The organism is Corallococcus aberystwythensis (assembly GCF_003612165.1).
GTDB classification, from domain to species: domain Bacteria; phylum Myxococcota; class Myxococcia; order Myxococcales; family Myxococcaceae; genus Corallococcus; species Corallococcus aberystwythensis.
This window is the reverse complement of record NZ_RAWK01000199.1, coordinates 1-19,612: the sequence shown is the minus strand read 5'-3', so window position 1 is coordinate 19,612 and position 19,612 is coordinate 1. Positions and strand designations below refer to the sequence as shown.

Annotated in this window: 19 protein-coding genes and 1 pseudogene; 11 read left to right on the top strand and 9 right to left on the bottom strand. The window is 70.8% G+C overall.

Going from position 1 to position 19,612, the window contains the following annotated elements; all coding sequences use genetic code 11:
- Positions 1-255 (top strand): annotated as a pseudogene (locus D7W81_RS28320) (acyltransferase); the annotation flags it as partial.
- Positions 256-376: 121 nt separating this feature from the next.
- Positions 377-1,330, top strand: a complete 954-nt coding sequence (locus D7W81_RS28315; protein WP_120558512.1) for an NAD(P)/FAD-dependent oxidoreductase — start codon at positions 377-379, stop codon at positions 1,328-1,330.
- Between the two features lie 3 nt (positions 1,331-1,333).
- On the opposite strand, the gene D7W81_RS28310 is transcribed toward D7W81_RS28315, so the two are convergent.
- From D7W81_RS28310 to D7W81_RS28275, 8 genes are all read right to left on the bottom strand, one after another.
- Positions 1,334-2,185: a helix-turn-helix transcriptional regulator gene (locus tag D7W81_RS28310; protein WP_120558511.1), complete on the bottom strand. Its 852-nt coding sequence runs from the start codon at positions 2,183-2,185 to the stop codon at positions 1,334-1,336.
- An 85-nt stretch (positions 2,186-2,270) separates the two neighbouring features.
- The gene (locus D7W81_RS28305; protein ID WP_120558510.1) at positions 2,271-3,551 is read right to left on the bottom strand and encodes a spinster family MFS transporter; all 1,281 of its coding nucleotides are present in this window, start codon (positions 3,549-3,551) and stop codon (positions 2,271-2,273) included.
- Entirely contained in the window at positions 3,548-4,480 is a 933-nt protein-coding gene (locus D7W81_RS28300; RefSeq protein ID WP_120558509.1) for a Ppx/GppA phosphatase family protein, read from the bottom strand. The genes D7W81_RS28305 and D7W81_RS28300 overlap by 4 nt, the downstream gene beginning before the upstream one ends.
- A gap of 14 nt (positions 4,481-4,494) precedes the next feature.
- Positions 4,495-5,691 (bottom strand): aminotransferase class V-fold PLP-dependent enzyme, encoded by a 1,197-nt coding sequence (locus D7W81_RS28295; protein WP_120558508.1) that lies wholly within the window; start codon positions 5,689-5,691, stop codon positions 4,495-4,497.
- Between the two features lie 57 nt (positions 5,692-5,748).
- Positions 5,749-7,038 carry an LpqB family beta-propeller domain-containing protein gene (locus D7W81_RS28290; protein ID WP_120558507.1) on the bottom strand — a complete coding sequence of 430 codons (1,290 nt, stop codon included), beginning with the start codon at positions 7,036-7,038 and terminating at the stop codon, positions 5,749-5,751.
- Positions 7,035-7,805 (bottom strand): cell envelope integrity protein TolA, encoded by a 771-nt coding sequence (gene tolA, locus D7W81_RS28285; protein WP_120558506.1) that lies wholly within the window; start codon positions 7,803-7,805, stop codon positions 7,035-7,037. The genes D7W81_RS28290 and tolA overlap by 4 nt, the downstream gene beginning before the upstream one ends.
- 3 nt (positions 7,806-7,808) lie before the next feature.
- Positions 7,809-8,303, bottom strand: a complete 495-nt coding sequence (gene tolR / locus D7W81_RS28280) for a protein TolR (protein WP_120558505.1) — start codon at positions 8,301-8,303, stop codon at positions 7,809-7,811.
- Positions 8,304-8,315: 12 nt separating this feature from the next.
- Complete coding sequence (locus D7W81_RS28275) at positions 8,316-9,032, bottom strand: MotA/TolQ/ExbB proton channel family protein (protein ID WP_120558504.1); 717 nt, start codon at positions 9,030-9,032, stop codon at positions 8,316-8,318.
- A 153-nt stretch (positions 9,033-9,185) separates the two neighbouring features.
- Here D7W81_RS28275 and D7W81_RS28270 point away from each other — a divergent pair, with 153 nt between their 5' ends.
- Positions 9,186-10,196: a hypothetical protein gene (locus tag D7W81_RS28270; protein ID WP_120558514.1), complete on the top strand. Its 1,011-nt coding sequence runs from the start codon at positions 9,186-9,188 to the stop codon at positions 10,194-10,196.
- A 129-nt stretch (positions 10,197-10,325) separates the two neighbouring features.
- Positions 10,326-11,150 (top strand): glutamate racemase, encoded by an 825-nt coding sequence (murI, locus tag D7W81_RS28265; protein WP_120558503.1) that lies wholly within the window; start codon positions 10,326-10,328, stop codon positions 11,148-11,150.
- 21 nt (positions 11,151-11,171) lie between these two features.
- On the opposite strand, the gene carF is transcribed toward murI, so the two are convergent.
- A complete protein-coding gene (carF, locus tag D7W81_RS28260; protein WP_120558502.1) occupies positions 11,172-12,029 on the bottom strand; it encodes a plasmanylethanolamine desaturase in 858 nt (285 codons plus the stop codon).
- Between the two features lie 264 nt (positions 12,030-12,293).
- Here carF and D7W81_RS28255 point away from each other — a divergent pair, with 264 nt between their 5' ends.
- From D7W81_RS28255 to D7W81_RS28225, 7 genes are all read left to right on the top strand, one after another.
- Positions 12,294-12,863, top strand: coding sequence for a RomY N-terminal domain-containing regulatory protein (locus D7W81_RS28255; protein ID WP_120558501.1), 570 nt, complete (start codon positions 12,294-12,296; stop codon positions 12,861-12,863).
- A gap of 87 nt (positions 12,864-12,950) precedes the next feature.
- Positions 12,951-13,643 carry a cell division ATP-binding protein FtsE gene (gene ftsE, locus D7W81_RS28250; protein WP_120558500.1) on the top strand — a complete coding sequence of 231 codons (693 nt, stop codon included), beginning with the start codon at positions 12,951-12,953 and terminating at the stop codon, positions 13,641-13,643.
- Complete coding sequence (locus D7W81_RS28245) at positions 13,640-14,542, top strand: cell division protein FtsX (protein ID WP_120558499.1); 903 nt, start codon at positions 13,640-13,642, stop codon at positions 14,540-14,542. Before ftsE ends, D7W81_RS28245 begins: the two co-directional genes overlap by 4 nt.
- Positions 14,539-15,675, top strand: coding sequence for a murein hydrolase activator EnvC family protein (locus D7W81_RS28240; RefSeq protein ID WP_208721482.1), 1,137 nt, complete (start codon positions 14,539-14,541; stop codon positions 15,673-15,675). The genes D7W81_RS28245 and D7W81_RS28240 overlap by 4 nt, the downstream gene beginning before the upstream one ends.
- 79 nt (positions 15,676-15,754) lie before the next feature.
- Entirely contained in the window at positions 15,755-16,615 is an 861-nt protein-coding gene (locus D7W81_RS28235) for an alpha/beta fold hydrolase (protein ID WP_120558498.1), read from the top strand.
- A gap of 112 nt (positions 16,616-16,727) precedes the next feature.
- Positions 16,728-18,047: a S41 family peptidase gene (locus D7W81_RS28230; RefSeq protein WP_244227481.1), complete on the top strand. Its 1,320-nt coding sequence runs from the start codon at positions 16,728-16,730 to the stop codon at positions 18,045-18,047.
- Between the two features lie 67 nt (positions 18,048-18,114).
- The coding region (locus tag D7W81_RS28225; protein ID WP_120558496.1) for a PEGA domain-containing protein at positions 18,115-19,612 on the top strand (1,498 nt) is incomplete at its 3' end.

Sequence of the window (19,612 nt, the reverse complement as noted above, 5' to 3'; positions counted from 1 at the left end):
GTGTGGGGCGGCTGGGCGTGGGGGCTCGCGACGTTCGCGCTGATTCCGCCGCTGGCGCTCTTCACGCTGTCATTCGCGGAGCGCTGGGACGCCATCCGTCACGACCTGGAGCTGTTCTTCACGCTGGGCAGCCGGAAGCGGCTGAAGGCCCGGCTGCTCGCGGAAGGGGAGCGGCTGGCGGGCGAGGTGGAGCGGCTGGCGGAGGAATACCGGCCGAAGCTCGACGCGCCCGGTGCTTCTCCCGTCGCGCGGTAGGCCCCGCCGCGGCGGACCGGAAGATCCGCCGATGCCGCCGAAAGTCCCGCCCTCCTTTCAGGCCCGGGCCCGTCGTTAGGTTTCCCCCAGGGAATCAACGACCGGCACGAGGAGCAGGGCAATGGCGGCATACGACGTGGTCATCGTGGGAGGCGGCCCTGGAGGGCTCAACGCCGCGCTGTATCTGGGACGCGGCCGCAAGCGGGTGCTGCTCTGCGACGCGGGCACGCCGCGCAACGCGGCGGCGGAGCACATGCACGGCTTCGGTTCGCGCGACGGCATCCCGCCGCCGGAGTTCCGGCGCATCAGCCGCGAGCAGCTGAAGGCCTATCCCAACGTGGAGGTGCGCGACACGCGCGTGGGCTCCGTGGAGAAGCACGAGGGCGGCTTCCGCGTGGCTCTGGGTGACGGCACCACGGTGGACGCGAGGCGCCTCCTGCTGGCGATGGGCGTGGTGGACGTGATGGCGGACATCCCCGGCTACAAGGAGTTGTGGGGCCCCAGCATCTTCCAGTGCCCGTACTGTCACGGCTGGGAGGTCCAGGACCAACCCTTCGCCATGCTGGCCAAGAACCCGCAGTACCTGGACGGCGCGCCCATCATCCAGAACTGGTCCCGGGACCTCATCGTCTTCACCCACGGCGCCTTCGAGGTGCCACCGGAGCAGCGTGAAAGGCTCCAGGCCCTGGGCATCCCCCTGGAGGAGCGGAAGATCCGCGCGCTGCATGGGAAGGACGGCCGCCTGTCCGAGGTGGAGCTGGAGGACGGGACGCGCATCGCCCGGAGCGTCATGTTCTCCGCGCCGCCGCAGCGGCAGCACGAACTGGTGACGCGGCTGGGGCTGGAGCTGGATGACCTGGGCTACGTGAAGGCGGGCCCCACGGGGGAGACGTCCGTGCCCGGCATCGTCGCGGTGGGCGACATGACGACGCCGATGCAGGCCGCCATCGCGGCGGCCAGCGCGGGCACCATCGCCGCGGCGATGATGAACCACGCCCTCATCCTGGAGGACGCGGACCGCCGCTACACGCAGGTGACGGGGAAGCCCGCGCCGTCACGGCAGAAGGGGCACTGAGGGTCAGTGCGCGTCCGGCGCGCGGTGCTGCTTGCGCCACGCGGCGGGCGTGAGCCCCTCCGTGCGCCGGAACAGGCGGATGAAGTGCGTGGGGTCCGCGTAGCCCACGCGCTCCGCGATGATGTCCACGCGCTCGTCCGTGGACATCAGCCGGCGCCGCGCCTCCGCCATCCGGCCGGAGATGATCCACTCCACCACGCTGCGGCCCGTGGCCTGCTTCAGCGCGGTGGTGACGTGCGCGGGAGAGCGGCTCACGGCGGCGGCCACCTCGCGCAGCGAGATGGGCTTCAGGCAGTTGCGCTCGATGAACGTGAGCGCTTCGCCCGCCAGAGACACGCGCGAGTCCGCCGGCGTCCACGTGCTGGAGCGGCCCACCTCCGCGAGCACCAGCGAGAACAGGCTGCGCGTCACCTGCTCCCCCAGCGCACGGTGCGGAGCGCGCGTCTCCGCGTGCAGCTCCGACAGCAGCCGCAGCAGGTGCTCCTGGCGTCCAGAGGGAATCGGCACGACGGCGGATGCACCCTGGCGCACGCGCTCGAAGGGCTCCAGCAGGGGGGCCACTTCCGTCATCGCGAAGGCGGACGGATGGAACCCGAGCCCCCAGACCTCCGCCCCCTCGGTCGACACCGTCCGGTGCTGCTCCCCGGCGGGGATGAGCATCACGTCGCCCGCGGACACCGTCAGCCGGGTGCGCTGGTCGATGACGGCCCGCCCGCCCGTATAGAGCGCGAGCACGGCCTGCGGATGCGATGCGGCATGGGGGGAAGGGGCCTGCTGGGCATGCCCGCAGGCGACGACCAGGGTGCTCGACGGCGTATCCCAGACGTGCACCGGCTGGGAATGCACGACAGCCATGGGCGCCTCCGCTTCCTTCCCTGGCGGGCAGTGAACCTGCTCGCCCAACCGAATGGGGCTCGGATGCATTCCGGGCCCCGGCGTTTCAACCCTGCTGCACGTGCGGCGAGGCCTCCCGGAACAGCTTCGCGCCCAAGAGGAGCGCCAGGCCGCCCAGCAGCACCGGCACCGCGTTGATGGCGATGGCGGTGTGGAGGCTGGCCATGTCGGCGATCTGCCCGATGAGCGTGGGGGAGATGGCGTCGCCCAGCATGTGGATGCACAGCACGTTGAGGCCCATGGCGAAGGCGCGGAACGCGGGCGGCACGCAGTTGACGATGGCCGCGTTGATGGGACCGCTGTTGAGGAAGATGAGGAACTGCGCCACGCCAATGGCCGCGAACGTCAGCGTCGTGTCCTTCAGGTTCACCGCCAGGTACATGCACGGCGCCGCGAGCATCAGGCCGATGCCGGACAGCCACAGCCCTCCGCCCGGGCGCTTGCGGTCCATCTTGTCGCCCAGCCAGCCGCCGGCCACGGTGCCCGTGAGGCCCGCGACGGCGGTGATGGCGCCGAACACCAGGCCCACGCGGCCCGGGTGCTCCAGCCACAGGTGCCGCTCACGCACCAGGTACGTGGGCATCCAGAACGCCAGGCCGCCAATGGAGAACGTCATCAGCGTGTAGCCCGCCGTTATGGCCCAGAAGGCCATGTTGCGGCCCAGCCCCTTGAGGCCCTCCATGAACGGCAGCTTCACCGCCGCGTCCGGCCCGTCCATGGCGCCGCGCTGCGGCTCCGGCATGAAGAAGGCCATGGTGCCCAGCACCAGTCCCGGCACGCCGCCCGCGAAGAACGCCGCGTGCCACGAATACGTCTGCGTCAGCCAGCCGCCCAGGCCGTAGCCCATGGCGGAGCCCACCGGGATGGCGATGTAGAAGTACGACAGCATCCGCGTGCGCTGCTCGCGCGGGTACAGGTCGGAGATGATGGACGGCGCCACCGCGCCATAGCCCGCCTCGCCAATGCCAATCACCGCGCGCGCCAAGAGGAGCGCCGTGAAGCTGGACGCAAGGCCGCTGGCGCCCGTGGCCAGGCTCCACAGGATGACGCCGCCCGCCACCAGCAGCCGGCGGGGGATGCGGTCTCCCAGGAAGCCGCCCAGGGGCGACGCCAGCATGAACACGATGATGAAGACGGTGCCCAGCAGGCCGGACTGCGCGTCGTTGATGCCGAAGTCCTTCTGAATCTCCGGCAGCGCGACGGCGATGATGTACCGGTCGAGGTAGTTGACCAGGTTGATCAGCGTGAGGATGAACAGCGCGTAGCCCGCGCGCACGGACTGCGTGGCGCGCGCGCTGGACGGAGCGACGGGGGTGGAGGCGTTCATGAGGAGGAGCCGGAGCCGAAGCGGTGTGCCAGCAGTCCCCAGCGCAGGCCGCGGTCACTCACGCGGCATGCATCCAGGCCCAGCGCCTTCACCGCTTCGCGCAGGATGAGGGCGCCCGCGGGGATGACGTCCGCGCGCTTGGGCTGGAGGCCGGGGAGTGCCCGCCGCGCGTCCAGGGGCAGGGCGCACAGCCGGTCCGTGAGCGCGTCCAGCTCGCCCCGGGACAGCGTGCCGCCATGGACCGCTTCCGCGTCGTAGGTGGCCATCTGGTGCTGCAAGGCGTACAGCGTCGTCACGGTGCCGGCCACGCCCACCAGCATCGAGGCGGGAGGCGGCGGGGGCAGGGCGGAGAAGGTGTCGCGCAGGTGCGACTCGATGGCGCCGCGCTCTTCACGGGACAGCGGGTCGGTGCGCACGTAGCGCTCCGTGAGCCGCACGGCTCCCACGTCGAAGCTGTGGCGGAAGGCCACCGTGCCGGCGTCGTTGCCGTAGATGAACTCCGTGGACCCGCCGCCGATGTCCACCACCAGGAGCGGCCCCGCGGCCTCGCTCGCGAAGTCCTGGGCCACGGCGGCGAAGGACAGCTGCGCCTCCATCTCCCCGGGGATGATCTCCACCGTCACGTCCGCGCGGGCCTTGGCGGCGGCGATGAAGTCCGCGCCGTTCTTCGCGTCGCGCGCGGCGCTGGTGGCGGAGACCGCGATGGCTTCCGCGCCCAGCTCCCGGGCCTCGTTGGCGAAGGCCACCAGCACGGACAGCGTGGCCTCCATGCCGTCCGAGGACAGCACGCGGCTGGTGTCCACGCCCCGGCCCAGGCGGGTGATTTCGGCGCGCTCCACCACGGCCTGGAAGCGCCCGTCCGGCTGGCGGTCCGCGACCAGCAGCAGCACGGAGTTGGTCCCGATGTCGATGGATGCGAAGCGCGGCATGCCGCGCACACTACTCAACGCAGCAGCGCTTCCAAAGCCTCCCCCAGGGCCTCGTAGTCCGCGGGGGTGTTGTAGAGCTGCGCGGACAGCCGCAGGTGCCGGCGGGGCGCCCGGGGCCAGGCGGTGACGGGGATCTCGATGTGGTGCTCCTCGAACAGGCGCACGTGGAGGGGGTCCACGTAGAGCGGCGGCTCGGGGCGCTCCGGGAAGCCGTCCGGCAGGGCCACGCACGCCATGCTGCCCACCATGGACTCCGGGCACAGCGGCTCCGTGTTGCCCAGCCGTGCGTTCAGCCGCTGGCGGGCGGCCAGGACCTTCGCCCGGTTGGACGCCATGACCTCCGGCCATCCGCCGGGAACGAGCCCGCCCATGAAGCGGATCACGGTGGGGATGCACAGGAAGGGCGTGGGGTCGACCGTTCCCACCCAATCGAACTCCAACCGGAAGCGCGAGCGGTCCGTGCGCGGCGAGTTGTGCCCGTGGCTCACCACCATCGGTTTGAAGCCTCGCTGCAGGTCGCGGCGCACGTACAGGAACGCGGCCCCCTTGGGCGCGCACAGCCACTTGTGGCAGTTGCCGGTGTAGTACGCCGCGCCCAGCTCCTGGAGCGCCAGCGGCACCATGCCCGGCCCGTGCGCGCCGTCCACCAGCGTCTCCACGCCCCGCTCGCGCAAGCGGCGCACCAGCTCCGCCAGCGGCATGACCAGCGCCGTCTGGCTGGTGATGTGGTCAATGAGGACCAGCCGCGTGCGCGGCGTCACCCGCGCCATCACCGCGTCCACCACCGACTCCGGCGAGGACACGGGCCAGGGCAGCGTGGCCACCACCACCTTCACGCCCTGCTCGGCGGCGGCCACGTCCAGCGCGTTCTTGGACGCGTTGTATTCGTTGTCGGTGACGAGCAGCTCGTCGCCGGGCTGGAAGCGCAGGTTGCGCAGCACGGTGTTCACGCCCGTGGTGGCGTTGGGCACGAACGCCAGGTCATCCGCGTCCACGCCCACGAAGGCCGCGAGCTCGGCGCGCGCCTCGTTCAGCAACGGCTCCAGCTCGCGGGCGAGGAAGCGCACGGGCTCCGACTCCAGCCGCGCCCGCAGCTCCGACTGGTGCTGGAGCACCGCCGTGGGGCACGCGCCGAACGAGCCGTGGTTGAGGAAGACGACCTGGGGATCCAAACCCCAGTGGGTCCTGTGGGCGGGGAGGGGAGCGCTCATGGGGCGCGCAATGCACCCCGGCGCGTCCCCCCTGTCAACGGCCCCGCCGTCCGCGGACTACTTCGCTGCCGGAGCGGTGCCCCAGTCCGGCGTCAGCCAGTTGCCCTTCTCCATGGGGAGCGGCACCTGGTTGTTGCCGTCGGACGTCATCACCCACAGGTGAGCGGCGCCGTTGCGGTTGGTGCTGAACATGATGAGCCGGCCGTTGGGGGAGAAGGTGGGCTCCTCGTTGTTGCCCTGGTCCTGCGTCAGGCGCGTCACCTTGCCCGTGTCCACGTTGACAGTGAAGAGGTCGAACGCGTTGCGCTCGTCGCGCGCGGTGAAGGCGATGAGGTCCCCGCGCGGCGACCAGTCCGGCGTCTGGTTGTAGTTGCCCTGGAAGGTGAGCCGCTTCACGCCGGAGCCGTCCGCGCTCATCACGTACACCTGCGGGCTGCCGCCCCGGTTGGACACGAAGGCGATTCTCTTGCCGTCCGGCGACCAGGTGGGGCTGGTGTTGAGGCCGTAGGGCGTGTCGGTGACGGCCTTCGCGCCGGAGCCGTCCGCCGAGGCGACGTAGATCTGCGCGCTCTCACCCTCCGCCAGCGCGTAGGCAATGCGCTTGCCGTCCGGCGAGTACGCGACGCCCGTGGCCATCTGCCCGTCCGTCACCAGCGCCTTCGCCTCGCCGCCCGGGGTCTGCACGTAGATGTCCGGCCGGTTCTTCCGGTAGGACGTGAAGGCCACCTGGCCGGAGGGGCTCAGCGTGGGGAGGATGTGCGTGCCGCCCTTGGTGAGCGCCTGCGCGTTCATTCCGTCCCAGTCCGCCACGTACACGTCGCGGTTGGCGGCCGCCTTGCGCACGTAGGTGATGCGCGACAGGAAGGGGCTCGCCTCGCGGGTGAAGTGCCGGTAGAGCGCGTCCGCCAGCGCGTGCGCCAGCTGCCGGGACTGGCCGGCCGGCGCGTCCTTGGACACCTTCAGCTCCTCCTTGCCCGTGGCCACGCTGAACAGGCGCAGCTCGCCGCGCAGCGCGCCGCCGTCCTGCGCCAGCGACACCTTCACCAGCGACTCCGCGCCCACGTCCGCCCAGCGGCTGAAGTTGATGCTGCCCGCCGTCATGCCCTCCTTCGCGTCCGCGGTGAAGCTGTTGCGGTCCAGCACCTGGAAGATGCCGGAGGCGGTGAGGTCGTACGTGAAGGCGGCGTCGAACGACTGGGCGGCCTTCTTGTCCGCGCCCTCCTGCACCACGGGCGCGGGGGCCGCGAGCGGCAGCGGGCGGAAGTTCGCGCCGGAGATTTCAATGACGGGCGCCTGCGCCAGCACCAGCGCGGGGACCAGGAGGAGCGACAGCAGGAGGGCTTTCATGGGCTGAACACCAGGACGACGCCGTTCTTCTGGAGCGCGTCGCGAAGCGCATCGGGGGGAGGAGAGAAGGGAGAGGCCTTGCGCACGGCGGCCACGACCGCCGCGTCGAACAGCTCGTTGCCGCTGGCCTTGGCCAGGCTCACGTCCAGCACTTCACCCGCGCGGCCCAGCTTCATGGCCACCTGCGCCTTCAGGTACAGGCGCTCCGCGTCGGGGATGGTGTCCGCCACGTTGTAGTGACGGCGCACCTGGGACTTCAGGAGGCCGTAGTACCGCTCGCCCTCCGCCACCGCGGAGTCACCGTCGGGGTCGCCGTCCTCGGCCCCCTCCAGTTCCTCCGGCTCACTGGGCTTCGCCGACTTGTCGAACGCGCCGAAGAGCTTCTTGCGCCGGTCCTCCGCATTCGCTTCACCCTTCTGGGGCGCGGGCGCCGGAGCGGGCTTCACGCCGGGCACTGCCACGGCGGCGGGGGAGGGCGCGGGGGTCTCCGCCGGCGGCGTGGGCGTGGGCTTCGCCACGACCTCCTTGGGCGGCGGCTGCGCCACTTCCTTGCGCGGCAGCAGCTTGGGGTCGCGAGGCTTGCCCAGCCGCACCAGCGACGCGTTGATGGGCTTCTGGTTGAGGTCCACCTTGGGCGCGGACGTGAAGCGCGCGTAGAGCAGCGCCGCCGCGAGCACCGCCACGTGCCCGCCCACGGAGAAGACGACGAAGCGCGACAGCCGCGTGGGCCGTGTCACCAGCAGGCTGTGGGTCACCGCGGAACTCATGGGCTAGCGCTTCGCCTCCTTGGCCTTGCCCTTGCCGCCGGACGCGGCGGGGGCGGCCTTGCCGGAGTTGGACGCCTTGGAGCCCGTGGCCGGTTCCGTGATCATCCCCACGTTGGCGATGCCCGCGCGCTGGGCGGCGGCCATCACCTCCACCACCACGCCGTACGGCACGTCCCGGTCCGCGTGGAGATACACTTCCTTGTCCGCCTGCGCCTTGGCGTTGGCGGCGAGCTTCGTCTCCAGCTCCTCCAGCGCCACCTCCGCGTCCCCGATGTAGACCTTGCGGCCCGCGTCGATGGAGAGGACGACCTTCTTCTCCGTCGCCTCCACCGGGGCGGCCTTGGTCTCCGGCAGGTTCACCTTCACGCCCTGCTGGATGAGGGGCGCCGTCACCATGAAGATGATGAGCAGCACCAGCATCACGTCCACCATGGGCGTGACGTTGATCTCGCTCATGGTGGTGCGGCCACCGCCGCCCTTGCCTCCGCCCATGCCCATGTGACGGGTCTCCTAGCGGAAGAAGTGCCGCTTGATGATGTTGAGGAAGTCCGCGGAGAAGTTGGACATCTCCGTGTCGAAGACCTTGATGCGGCTGACGAACGAGTTGTACGCGACCACCGCCGGGATGGCCGCGAACAGCCCCGCCGCCGTGGCGAAGAGCGCGTTGCCCACCGGCGCGGCCACCGTGGCCAGCGTGGCGTTGCCCTGCTCGGCGATGTTGTTGAACGCGCCCAGGATGCCAATCACCGTGCCGAACAGGCCCACGAACGGCGACGCGGCGCCCACCGTGCCCAGGAAGGACACGCGGTTCTCCAGCTCCGTGATCTGGGCCGTGGCCGCGCGGTTGAGCGCGCGCTCCACGTTCTCAATGCCGCCCAGCTTGGCACTCATCGCGGCCTCGGCGCCGCCCTCCTGGGTGCCCGTCTGCGCCAGCTTGCTCAGCTCCTCGTAGCCCGCGCAGAACACCTTCGACAGCGGCGAGCCCTCCAGCTTCTGGGCGGACTGGTAGATGGCTTCCAGCCGGGACGCCTTCCAGAACGTGTCGAGAAAGGTGAGCGACTGGGCGCGGGCGCGTGACAGCTGGGTGGCCTTCATGGCGATGAGGGCCCAGGAGGTGACCGAGACGGCCATGAGGAGCAGGAGCACCGCGAGCTCGATGAACGACGCGTCGCGGATGATCTCCACGTAGTTCATGGCGCCAAAGGCCAGGGGCAGGTGGGGTATCATGGGGTCCAGCGCGTAACATTCCGTCCTCGGGTGGGTCAAACCCGCCGTCGCTGCCCGGTTGCTTTGGACGGCACTGAATAATTCCCGGGGTCGGTCGTCTGGAGGGTTGTTACGGGCCGACGACCTCAACTTCCCGAAACACGGATGCCCACCATGAACGCGAGAACGCTCGCCGCATTCCTCTGCCTCTCCTCTGGCCTCACCGGCTGCATCGTTGAAAGCAACCACCCGCGCTACCCCGGCGACGTCCGGATGTCGTGGAGCTTTGACGGCGCCACCTGCAACCAGATGCGGGACATCCAGGGCGTGGACATCTACATCGGCGGAGAGATCCTGGAGAACGACGGCCAGTATCCCTGCACGGCCAACGGCTTCGACGGCATCATCCTGCACGACTTCGCGCCCGGCACGTACTCGTTCGACGCGGAAGCGGTGGACTACGACGGCGTGGCTGTCTACTCGTACCACGGCAGCTTCACGGTGGACGGCAACGTGTCCGTGCCCATCAACTTCCCCACGGGCCGCACGGGCGCCACGTCCTACGCCTACGTGAACTGGCTGTTCCCGACGGAAGCGGGCACGGGCTACCCCACCTGCGGGCAGGCCGGGGTCTCCTTCGTGGACGCCCGGGTGGATGACGGCGCGTGGGCGCGCTTCAACTGCAACGAGGGCAGCCAGGGCCGGAACGTGGAGACGCCGGAGCTGGCCCCCGGGCAGCACTACCTGGAGATCGTCGCCATCGACTCGCTCGAGCGGCCCCTCTACTACTACGGTGGCGGCTTCACCTCGCAGGCCGGCATCCCGGCCTCCATCACGGCGAACACGTGGATCATCGGCGGGGCCGCGGTGGGCTGGCAGCTCTATGAGGGCAGCACGCCGCTCAGCTGCGCCCAGGCTGGCGTGAGCGAGGTGGGCCTCAACTTCCAGGACATCCACACCGGCGAGTGGGTCTACGGCGATGCCGGCCAGTGGTTCGCCTGCAACGAGGCCCCGGCCATCTTCGAGTTCCTTCGTCCCGGCGAGTACTTCGTCTCCTTCCGCGCCTCGGGCACGGGTGGCCGCTCCTACGCCTCGGCCAGCAACCTGGCTCCCATCCGGGTCTACGCCCATGACTTCCCGGGCGTGAATGACGCGCGTCCGGCTCCCATGTACCGCGTGCAGTAGGCTGCGGGCCCTCCAGGGCCGGGCGCCATGAAAGGGTCGGAGGCCATCCAGGCTTCCGGCCCTTCGTGCGTTCAGGGGCCCGGAGGCCGGCACGGGGCGTTGGCATCAAACGTGATAGGGACACCCCCCATGCGGCAAGACAGCCACGGTCCCATCGGCGTGTTCGACTCCGGCATCGGAGGGCTCACGGTCCTCAAGGCGCTCATGGCGCGGCTCCCCCACGAGCGCACGCTCTACCTGGGGGACACCGCCCGGGTGCCCTACGGCACCAAGTCCGGCGAGGTGGTGACGCGCTACTCGCTGAAGAACGCGGAGTTCCTCCTGGAGCGCGGCATCAAGCTGCTGGTGGTGGCGTGCAACACCGCCTCCGCCGCGGCGCTGCCCGCCCTCCAGGCCGCGCTGCCGGTGCCGGTGCTGGGCGTGATTGAGCCCGGGGCCCGCACGGCGCTCCAGCGCACCCGAGGCGGCGGGGTGGGCGTCATCGGGACGCCGGGCACCGTCCGCTCCGGCGCGTACCAGCGGGCGCTGGAGGCGGGGGATCCGAAGGTGGCGGTGAAGGCGATGGCGTGCCCGCTCTTCGTGCCCCTGGCGGAAGAGGGGTGGACCACGGGCGACGTGCCGCTGCTGGTGGCCCGCGAGTACCTGGCCGGCTTCGCCCGCGACGGCGTGGACACGCTGGTGCTGGGCTGCACCCACTACCCGCTGCTCAAGGGCGTCATCGCCGAGGTCGTGGGGCCGCACGTGTCGCTGGTGGACTCGGCGGAGGCCACGGCGGAGGCGGTGGCGGTGCTGCTGGGAGAGAAGGGGCTCCTGGCGCCGCCGGCTTCGCAGCCCGCGGGCGGGCCGGAGCACGCCTTCTTCGTCACGGACGTGCCGGAGCGCTTCGTGGAGGTGGGGGCCCGCTTCCTGGGGCGCCCCATCCCTTCCGCGGAGCAGGTGGACCTGCGCTTCTAGGCCGCTCCTTTTTCCGCCCTGCTACGGCACGGGGCGGGTGGAGACGGCGGGCGAGGGCTCCTCGGCGGAGGCCTTGAGCAGCTCCTTGGCCGCCTGGAGGACGGGCAGCTCCTGCGCCTCGTCCACGGCGACCAGGGCCTTGGCGGCCTCCGTGCCGATGTCGTCCTGGCGCGGCAGCTGGCCGGTGGTCCAGGTGATGAGCCGCTCCATCAGCGGGAAGAAGTGGATCATCTTCAGGGGCCGGTTCATCCAGCCCACGGTGATGCAGTAGTACTGGTTGAAGGGCGCGGTGTGGTGCACGCGGTGGTGGTCCGGCGGCAGGATGAGGTGCACGCGCTGCATGAAGCCGATGATCGCGGGCGGCTGGTCCAGGTGCGACCACTTGTGGAACTGGTTGGTCGCCATCACCCAGAAGATCATCGCGCCCAGGAACGCGGCCAGGAACACCCAGCCCGGGCCGTTGAGCGGCACCGCCACCGCGAGCGCCGCCACCGGCAGCGACACGAGGCAGTTGTTGCCGTTGGTCTCCACGAAGTCGTGGCGGGTGATGGCCTTCTCGTCGACGTGGTGCTCGCGGAAGGGGCGGATGAAGGCCTTGCCCAGGATGGGCATCTCCGTGGAGCCCCACGTGTCGCCCATCCAGTGGACGAAGCCGGACACGAAGTCCGCCGCCAGGTAGCCCAGCACCACCGCCAGAATCAGCAGCCACGGCCCGGTGTGGTGGGTGCTCCAGAGCTTGTAGACGAGCGCGCTCTCCAGCCCCACGAACGCGATGATGGAGGCGATCTCCATGGCCCGGATGGCGGGCGAGTACCCCTGCGCGAGCGTCTGGGCGTCCTGCAGGCGGACCTTGTCCGCGATGGTGTTCGGCTTCTTCATCGGTATTCCGCCCGGGGCAAGGGATGGAGGGACTGACGGCGCGAACGTCAGAACGGTTTACGTACCCCAGCCTGTTTCAGCTTTTCAACAGAGCCCCCCTTGCCCGGCAGGCTGGTGTGCCCGTGCGGATCCGTACACGGAGGGTGCCGGAAGGTGGCGGACGTACACCGGCGGCAGCGGGCAGGCGCGCGCAAAGAGGTGCGGGGAGCGTGACGCTTGCCTTGTGAAGCCTGGACCCCGCTGCTACGGTGCCCGACCTCGGCAATGGCGAAAACCTTCGAAAAAGCCGTCACTGGCTTCAATCACAACATCAAGCACAAGGGGAAGGTCTACCACGTCCAGACCGAGGACTCGGGTGTCAACAACCCCCACATCATCACCCACCTGTTCGTGGGCGGGAACATCCTCGCGTCGAAGAAGACGTCCTACGCGGACATCCTCAACGCGGAGAACCTGGCGGAGGTTGTGCGCGAGTTGATGGAGGAGCAGCACAAGGAGATGCTGCGCAACCTCATCAACGGCGTGTACGACAACTACGAGTCCACGGTCCGTTCGTACCAGCCGGGTCAGCTCGCCACGGACGCGGAAATGGCCGCGCAGCCGAAGCTGCCACAGGCCCCCGTGCCGCAGCCCCGTCCTCCGCCGCCTCCGCCGCCCGTCGCGGCCACCGGCTCGCTCCTGCCTCCGGAAGTGGCCGCCGCGCGCGCCCTCAAGGAGAAGCCTCGCATCAACGAGGTGGGCGTGGAGACGCTCTTCGGTGAGGACCTCATCTCCGAGAAGAGCCTGGACGAGGTCATCCTCAGCTACCTGGCGAGCGAGGGCGAGCCCTCGTAGTCCTCGCGCCTCCGCGACGCGCCCGGCCCGTTCCTGGGCGGGCCCCGGGGGCGTGGTACGCTCACCGGAAGCCCCTCGCTTCCGGTCATGATCCAGTTCTTCCACGTCTACAAGGCGTATCCCGGCGATCCGCCGGTGTTGCAGGACATCAACCTGAACGTGGAGAAGGGCGAGTTCGTCTTCCTCACCGGCCCGTCCGGCGCGGGGAAGACGACGCTGCTCAAGCTCATCTTCTGCGGGGAGAAGGCCACCAAGGGTCAAATCCTGGTGGGCGGCAAGAACATCGCGCGCATCCGTGAGTCAGCGGTGCCGTACCTGCGGCGCAACATCGGCGTGGTGTTCCAGGACTTCAAGCTGCTGCCCCACCGCAGCGTCGCGGACAACGTGGGCTTCACGCTGGACGTGCTGGGGGTGCCCCGCGCGGATGCGCGCGAGAAGGTGCACCGGATGCTCAAGCTGGTGGGGCTGGAGCACAAGGCGAACTCGCTGCCCCTGCGGCTTTCCGGTGGAGAGCAGCAGCGCGTGGTCATCGCGCGCGCGCTCGTCAATGACCCCACCATCCTCCTGGCGGACGAGCCCACGGGCAACCTGGACCCGGCGCTCACCGTCGAAATCATGGACCTGCTCACGGACATCAACATCCGGGGCACCACGGTGATGGTGGCCACGCACGACGCCACGCTCTTGTCGCGCTACCAGAAGCGCACGGTGCGCCTGGAGCGCGGGCTCATCGTCTCCGACGAGGACGGCGTCAAGGCCGCGCGGCGGATGCTGGTATGAGCGTGCTGTCGAAGGTGGCCTACTTCTGGCGCTCGGCGGCCGGGGGGCTGAAGCACGCGCCCTTCGTGCACTTCATCGCCGTGTCCACCATCGCCATCGCGCTGTTCGCGGCGGGGCTGGCGCGGGGCGCGTCGCACGTGGTGGACAACCTGCTCGCGTCGCTGGGCGGCGAGGTGGAGGTGACGCTCTACCTGGCGCCGCAGCTGGGCGAGGACGAGGTGCACGGCGTGCACACGCGCGTGGTGGAGCTGAGCCACGGCGAGGTGACGGTGGTGCCGCCGGAAGCGGCCCTGAAGCGGCTCAAGCGCGAGCTGGGCGACCTGGGCGAGGCGCTGTCGGAGCTGCCGGAGAACCCGCTGCCCGCGACGCTGGAGCTGCGCGTGCCGGAGGCTCGCAGGTCGCCCGCGGCGCTGGCGGCCCTGGCCAGGGAGCTGCGCACGCTGCCCGGCGTCACCGGCGTGGACTACGGCGAGGCCGCGGTGGAGCGGCTGTCCGCCATCGCCCGGGCGCTGAGCTTCGGGGCGCTGCTGGCGCTGGTGGTGGTGCTGGGGACGACCGTCGTCATCGTGGCGGCGACGCTCCAGCTGGCCATCTATTCGCGGCGCGAGGAGATTGAAATCCAGAAGCTGGTGGGCGCCACGGACCGCTTCGTGAAGGCGCCGTTCCTCCTGGAGGGGCTGCTTCAGGGGCTCCTGGGCGCGCTGGTGGCGGTGGGCGGGCTGTGGCTGTTCGGCCGGATTCTGGGGCCCACGCTGGGCTCGCTCTTCGCGTTCCTCCTGGGGCCGGGCGTGGCCGCGCCGTGGGTGGAGACGCGCACCGCGCTGGAGCTGCTGGCGGCGGGCTGCGCCCTGGGCCTGGGCGGCAGCTTCGTCGCGGTGGGGCGCTTCCTGCGCGTATGAGGCGACTCGTCTGGCTCATGGCGCTCCTGGGCGCCACCGCCGCGTTCGCGCAGCAGGACGAAGAGGCGGAGCGCGCGGCCATCCGCGAGAAGCTGACCGCGCAGCGCGCCACGCTTGCGCTCGTGGAGGCGAAGAAGCTCTCCGTGCTGGAGGGCATGGAGCTGATGGAGGACATGGCCGCCTTCTCCCGCCGCCGCGTGCGCGCGCTGGAGGGGGACTTGAGCCTCTTCCGCCGCCGCGTGGCGCTCGCCGAGCGCGAGGAGGCCGTGCTCCGCGAAGCCCTGCGCGCCCAGCTGCGCCGGCTGTCCCCGCGCCTGCGCACCCTGTACCGGCTCCAGCGCCGCCGCCCGCTGGAGGTGCTCCTGTCCGCGGAGGACTTCTCCGCGCTCATGTGGCGTGCCCGCGCGCTGGAGGCCAGCATGGCCGGCGACCTGGAGCTGCTGCGCACCGTGCAGCACGTGGCGGCCCTCCAGCGTCAGGCGACGTTGGAGCTGAAGCGGCTGCACACCTCGCTGTCGCAGCGCGTGGCCTTCCTCCAGCAGCAGTCGAAGCAGGCCCAGGCCCAGCAGGAGGCGCTGGAGGAGGTCGTCGGAAAGCTGGCCGGCGAGGCGGAGCTGGCGAAGCGCGCGGTGCGCGAGCTGGAAGGCGCGGACGCGGAGCTCACCCGCATGCTGGCGGACCTGCACGAAGCCCCCGCGACCAGCGGCTTCGGCGCCCTGAAGGGCAAGCTGCCCCGGCCCGTGACGGGCATCGTGGAGGTGGGCTTCGGCCGCGTGGTGAACCCGCGCTTCAACACCGTCACCGTGCAGAAGGGCGTGGACATCCGCGCGGCGGCGGGCACCCCCGTGCACGCGGTGGCCGAAGGGACCGTCGTCTACGCGGGCTGGCTGCGCGGCTACGGCAACCTGCTCATCGTCGACCACGGCGATGACTTCCACACCCTCGTGGCCCACCTCTCCACCATCTCCGTCGCCGTGGGCGCCCGCGTGGCCCCGGGCGACGCGGTGGGCGAGGTGGGCGACACCGGCTCCCTCAAGGGCGCCTACCTCTACTTCGAGGTCCGCCGCGCCGGGCAGGCCGTGGACCCCGCCCCCTGGCTGGCCCCCGCCACCGCCGCGGCCGGGACGCCCTGACTCTGTCTGTTTGCTGCGCTGCGTCCAAGACGCGGAGGCGTTAGAAGGGGCAGGGCAGCAGGAAGAAGGAGGCCCGCGCGTGGACCTGATGGGTGGGATGCAGAAGGCGATGCGCCGCGTGCTGGTGGCGCGCGGCGTGGAGTCGGAGACGGTGAACGTCGGTGGGCAGGCGGTGCACCACTACGCGCTGGAGGGGCAGGGCAAGGGGCCTCCGGTGGTGCTGGTGCACGGGCTGGGCGGCTCCGCCAACGGCTTCGGGCGCACGTTCTTCGGGCTGGCGAAGCGCTTCTCCCGCGTGCTCGCGCCGGACCTGCCGGGCCACGGTTTCTCCGGCGAGTACTGCGGCGGCCCCACCTGCGTGCAGGGCCAGTTCGACGTGCTGCGCGCCTACTTCGAGGAGGTGGTGAAGACGCCTGCCCTCGTGGTGGGCAACTCGCTGGGCGGGGCCATGGCCGTCAACCTGGCCTCCGCGCATCCGGCCTGGGTGAAGGCGCTGGCGCTCGTATCGCCTGCGGGCGCGGAGCTGACGCCGGATGCGCTGGCGGCGCTGCTGGGCCACTTCGCGGTGAAGTCCAACGCGGACGTGCGCGCCCTGACGCGCAAGCTCTTCCACCGTCCGCCCCTGGCCGCGATGCTGCTCGCGTCGGAGCTGCGCAAGTTCTACACGACGCCCACGGTGCAGGCGCTCGCGGCGGACGCCATCGCCACCCAGGCCAGCATCGCACCCCAGGCGGTGCGAGATTTGAAGATGCCGGTGCTCTTCCTCTGGGGCGGCAGCGAGCGGCTCCTGCCCCCGGAAATCCTCAACTGGTACCGGCAGCACCTGCCCGCCCAGGCGGAGGTGCACGTGGTGGAGGGCTTCGGCCACGTGCCGCAGATGGAGCGGCCGGACGCGTTCGTGTCCCACCTGGTGGGCTTCGCGGAGCGGGCCGGCCTCTAAGGGCGGGAATCGTCCGGCGGGCCGGGTGTAGACTCCGGGGGCCTTGCGACGGCCCCTGACCCCCGACCCCCGAGGACGCGCTCCCGTGATCCGTTTCCCGAAGCCGTGGCGCATGGGATTCGCCGCGCTCCTCCTGTGGGGGGCGCCCGCGCTCGCGCAGAAGCCCGCGGACTCAGCCGGCCGGGAAGAGTCCGCGTACCGCCAGCTGGAGCTGTTCGCGCGGGTGCTCTCCTACGTGGAGAACAACTACGTGGAGCCCGTGGACCGCAAGACGCTCATCCAGGGCGCCATCCAGGGGATGCTCGACACGCTGGATCCGCACACCCTCTACATGCCCCCGGAGGTCTTCCGGGAGATGAAGATCGACACGTCCGGCGAGTTCGGCGGCCTGGGCATCGAAATCGCGCGCAAGGGCGACCGGCTGGTGGTGGTGGCCCCCATCGACGACACGCCCGCCGCTCGCGCGGGCATCAAGGCCGGGGACGAGCTGCTCGCCATCGACGGGGAGAGCACCCAGGGCATGGACCTGGGCCGGGCGCTCCAGAAGATGCGCGGCCCGGCGGGTGGCCGCGTGCTGCTCACGCTCATGCGCGCGGGCTTCAATGCCCCGCGGGAGCTGGCCATCCTGCGCGACCACATCCGCATCGTGTCCGTGGAGGGCGCGCTCTACGACGGCATCGGTCACGTGAAGGTGAAGAACTTCCAGGACCGCACGGACCTGTCGCTGAAGAAGGAGCTGGACCGGCTGCGCGCGCTCAACGGTGGCCGGGAGCTGGACGGCGTGGTGCTGGACCTGCGCAACAACCCCGGCGGTCTGTTGGACCAGGCCGTGGCCATGAGCGACCGCTTCCTGCCGGGCAACCTGCCCATCGTGTCCACGCGCGGGCGTGACGGCCGCAACGCCTCCGAGGAGAAGAGCCGCGACCGCGACACGGAGAAGGACTACCCGCTGGTGGTGCTGGTCAACGCGGGCAGCGCCTCCGCGTCCGAAATCGTCGCCGGCGCCCTCCAGGACCACGGCCGCGCGGTCATCATGGGCACGCAGACCTTCGGCAAGGGCAGCGTGCAGACCATCATCGAGCTGGAGGACGGCTCCGGCCTGAAGCTCACCATCGCGCGCTACTACACGCCCAAGGGCCGCAGCATCCAGGAGAAGGGCATCACCCCGGACTTCCTCGTGCCGGAGGATTCCTCTGGGAAGACGGGGACGGACGCCCCCCGGGAGAAGGACCTGCGGCGCCACTTCAAGGCGGAGCCGTCCCAGGCGACGTCGGAGGTCGCCGCGCAGCCCCGCACCCTGCCCGCGAACCTGAAGGACTGGGCGGTGACGGCGAAGCTCGCGGATCCACAGCTGAAGGTGGCGCTCAACTACCTCCATGGGTTGGCGCCAGGGCCCGCGTCCCGGGCCTCCGGGAGCACCGCGGGTCGCTGAAACCCCCTTTCGAGGTGGCGTTCCGCCGCGCAGTGCGTGTAATGCGCACAGCAAAGAGGGAGACCGGATGCGACGTCCTTTCAATCGCGCGCTGCACGCGACGCTCAGTGGCTGGCTGGTGGGAATGCTGGCCATGGGCCCCGCCGCCGCGCAGCAGCAACACGTACCCCTGCGGCTGATGCCGCGAACGCTGCCGTCGGCGTCGGGCCCCCGCGTGGCGGTGGTGGCCATTCCCGTGGATGCCTCGCTGGAGGGTGAGGCGCTGGCGCTGGCGCACTGGGCGGAACAGGCCGTGGCCCGCTCCGGGCGGCTGGAGCTGGTGCGGCTGACGGACGCGCTGGATGCCCAGGGCGCGAGCGCGCGCCAGGAGAAGGCGGTGGAGGGCAACGCCTTCCTCAAGGACGGCTTGAAGGCGTACGACGAGCTGGACACCGTGAAGGCGCTCCAGAGCTTCGACAAGGCGGTGCGCGCCTACGAGCAGGCGGACCTGTCGCGCGCGTTCCCGCTGCTGAGCCGCGCCCGGGTGATGAAGGCCGCGACACAGGTGGCCAACGGGGAGAACAAGGCCGCGGAGCTGGAGATGCGCTCGGTGCTCGCGGTGGATCCGCGCGCCACCTTCAACCCCAACTTCTTCCCGCCCGAAGAGGTCGCGTTCGTGGAGAAGGAGCGCAAGGCGCAGCTGGAGGGCGCGCAGGCGACGCTGTCCGTGCGCACGCAGCCCGCCACCGCGCAGGTGTTCGTGGACGGGACGTACCGGGGCGTGTCCCCGCTCACGCTCACGGGCCTGTCGCGCGCGGACCACTACGTGACGCTGGTGGCGCCGGGCTACGCCGTGACGGAAGGGCGGGCGCGCGAGGGCGAGTCCTCCTTCACGCTCGCGAAGCTGCCGGTGCAGCAGCGCTACGCCGCGCTCGTGGAGCGCATCGCGAAGAATCCCGACGACGAGGACCGCGACCAGGCGCTGCAGGAGCTGGGCGCGCTCGCGGGCGTGCCGCAGGTGCTGGCGCTGGTGGTGCGCGGCGGTCCGGGCAACGCGCCCCTGACCGTCACGGGCCTGCGCATGGACGTGGCGGACGGCCACAACCAGGCGTACGCGCTGGGCCAGGTGCCGCGCGGTGACGCGATGGCCACGGGCTCCGAGGCGCTCTTGACGGGGCTCGTCGCCCAGGACGCGGCGCGCCTCAACGGCAAGCCGGTGAAGCACTTCGCCGGTGGCGGGGGCGTGAGCCGCCGCACCGCGGGCTACGTGCTGCTGGCCACGGGCGTGGCGCTCCTGGCGGGCGGCATCTACTTCGGCCTGGAGGCCTCCTCCAAGTCGGACGCGTTCAAGACCGCGCCGCAGGGCAGCACGCGCGCGGAGGACCTGAAGAGCACCGGCAAGACGTACGCGCTGGTGGCGGACATCGGCGTGCTGGCGGGCCTGGTGTCCGCGGGCGCCGGCAGCTACCTGGCGTTCTACAAGAAGGGTGGGGGTTCGTCGTCCAGCGCCCCCGCCAGCCCCCCGCCCGAGCGCGCCGCGCCGGCCGCCCGTGAAGAGAAGCCCATGAAGGAGGCGCTGCCCATGC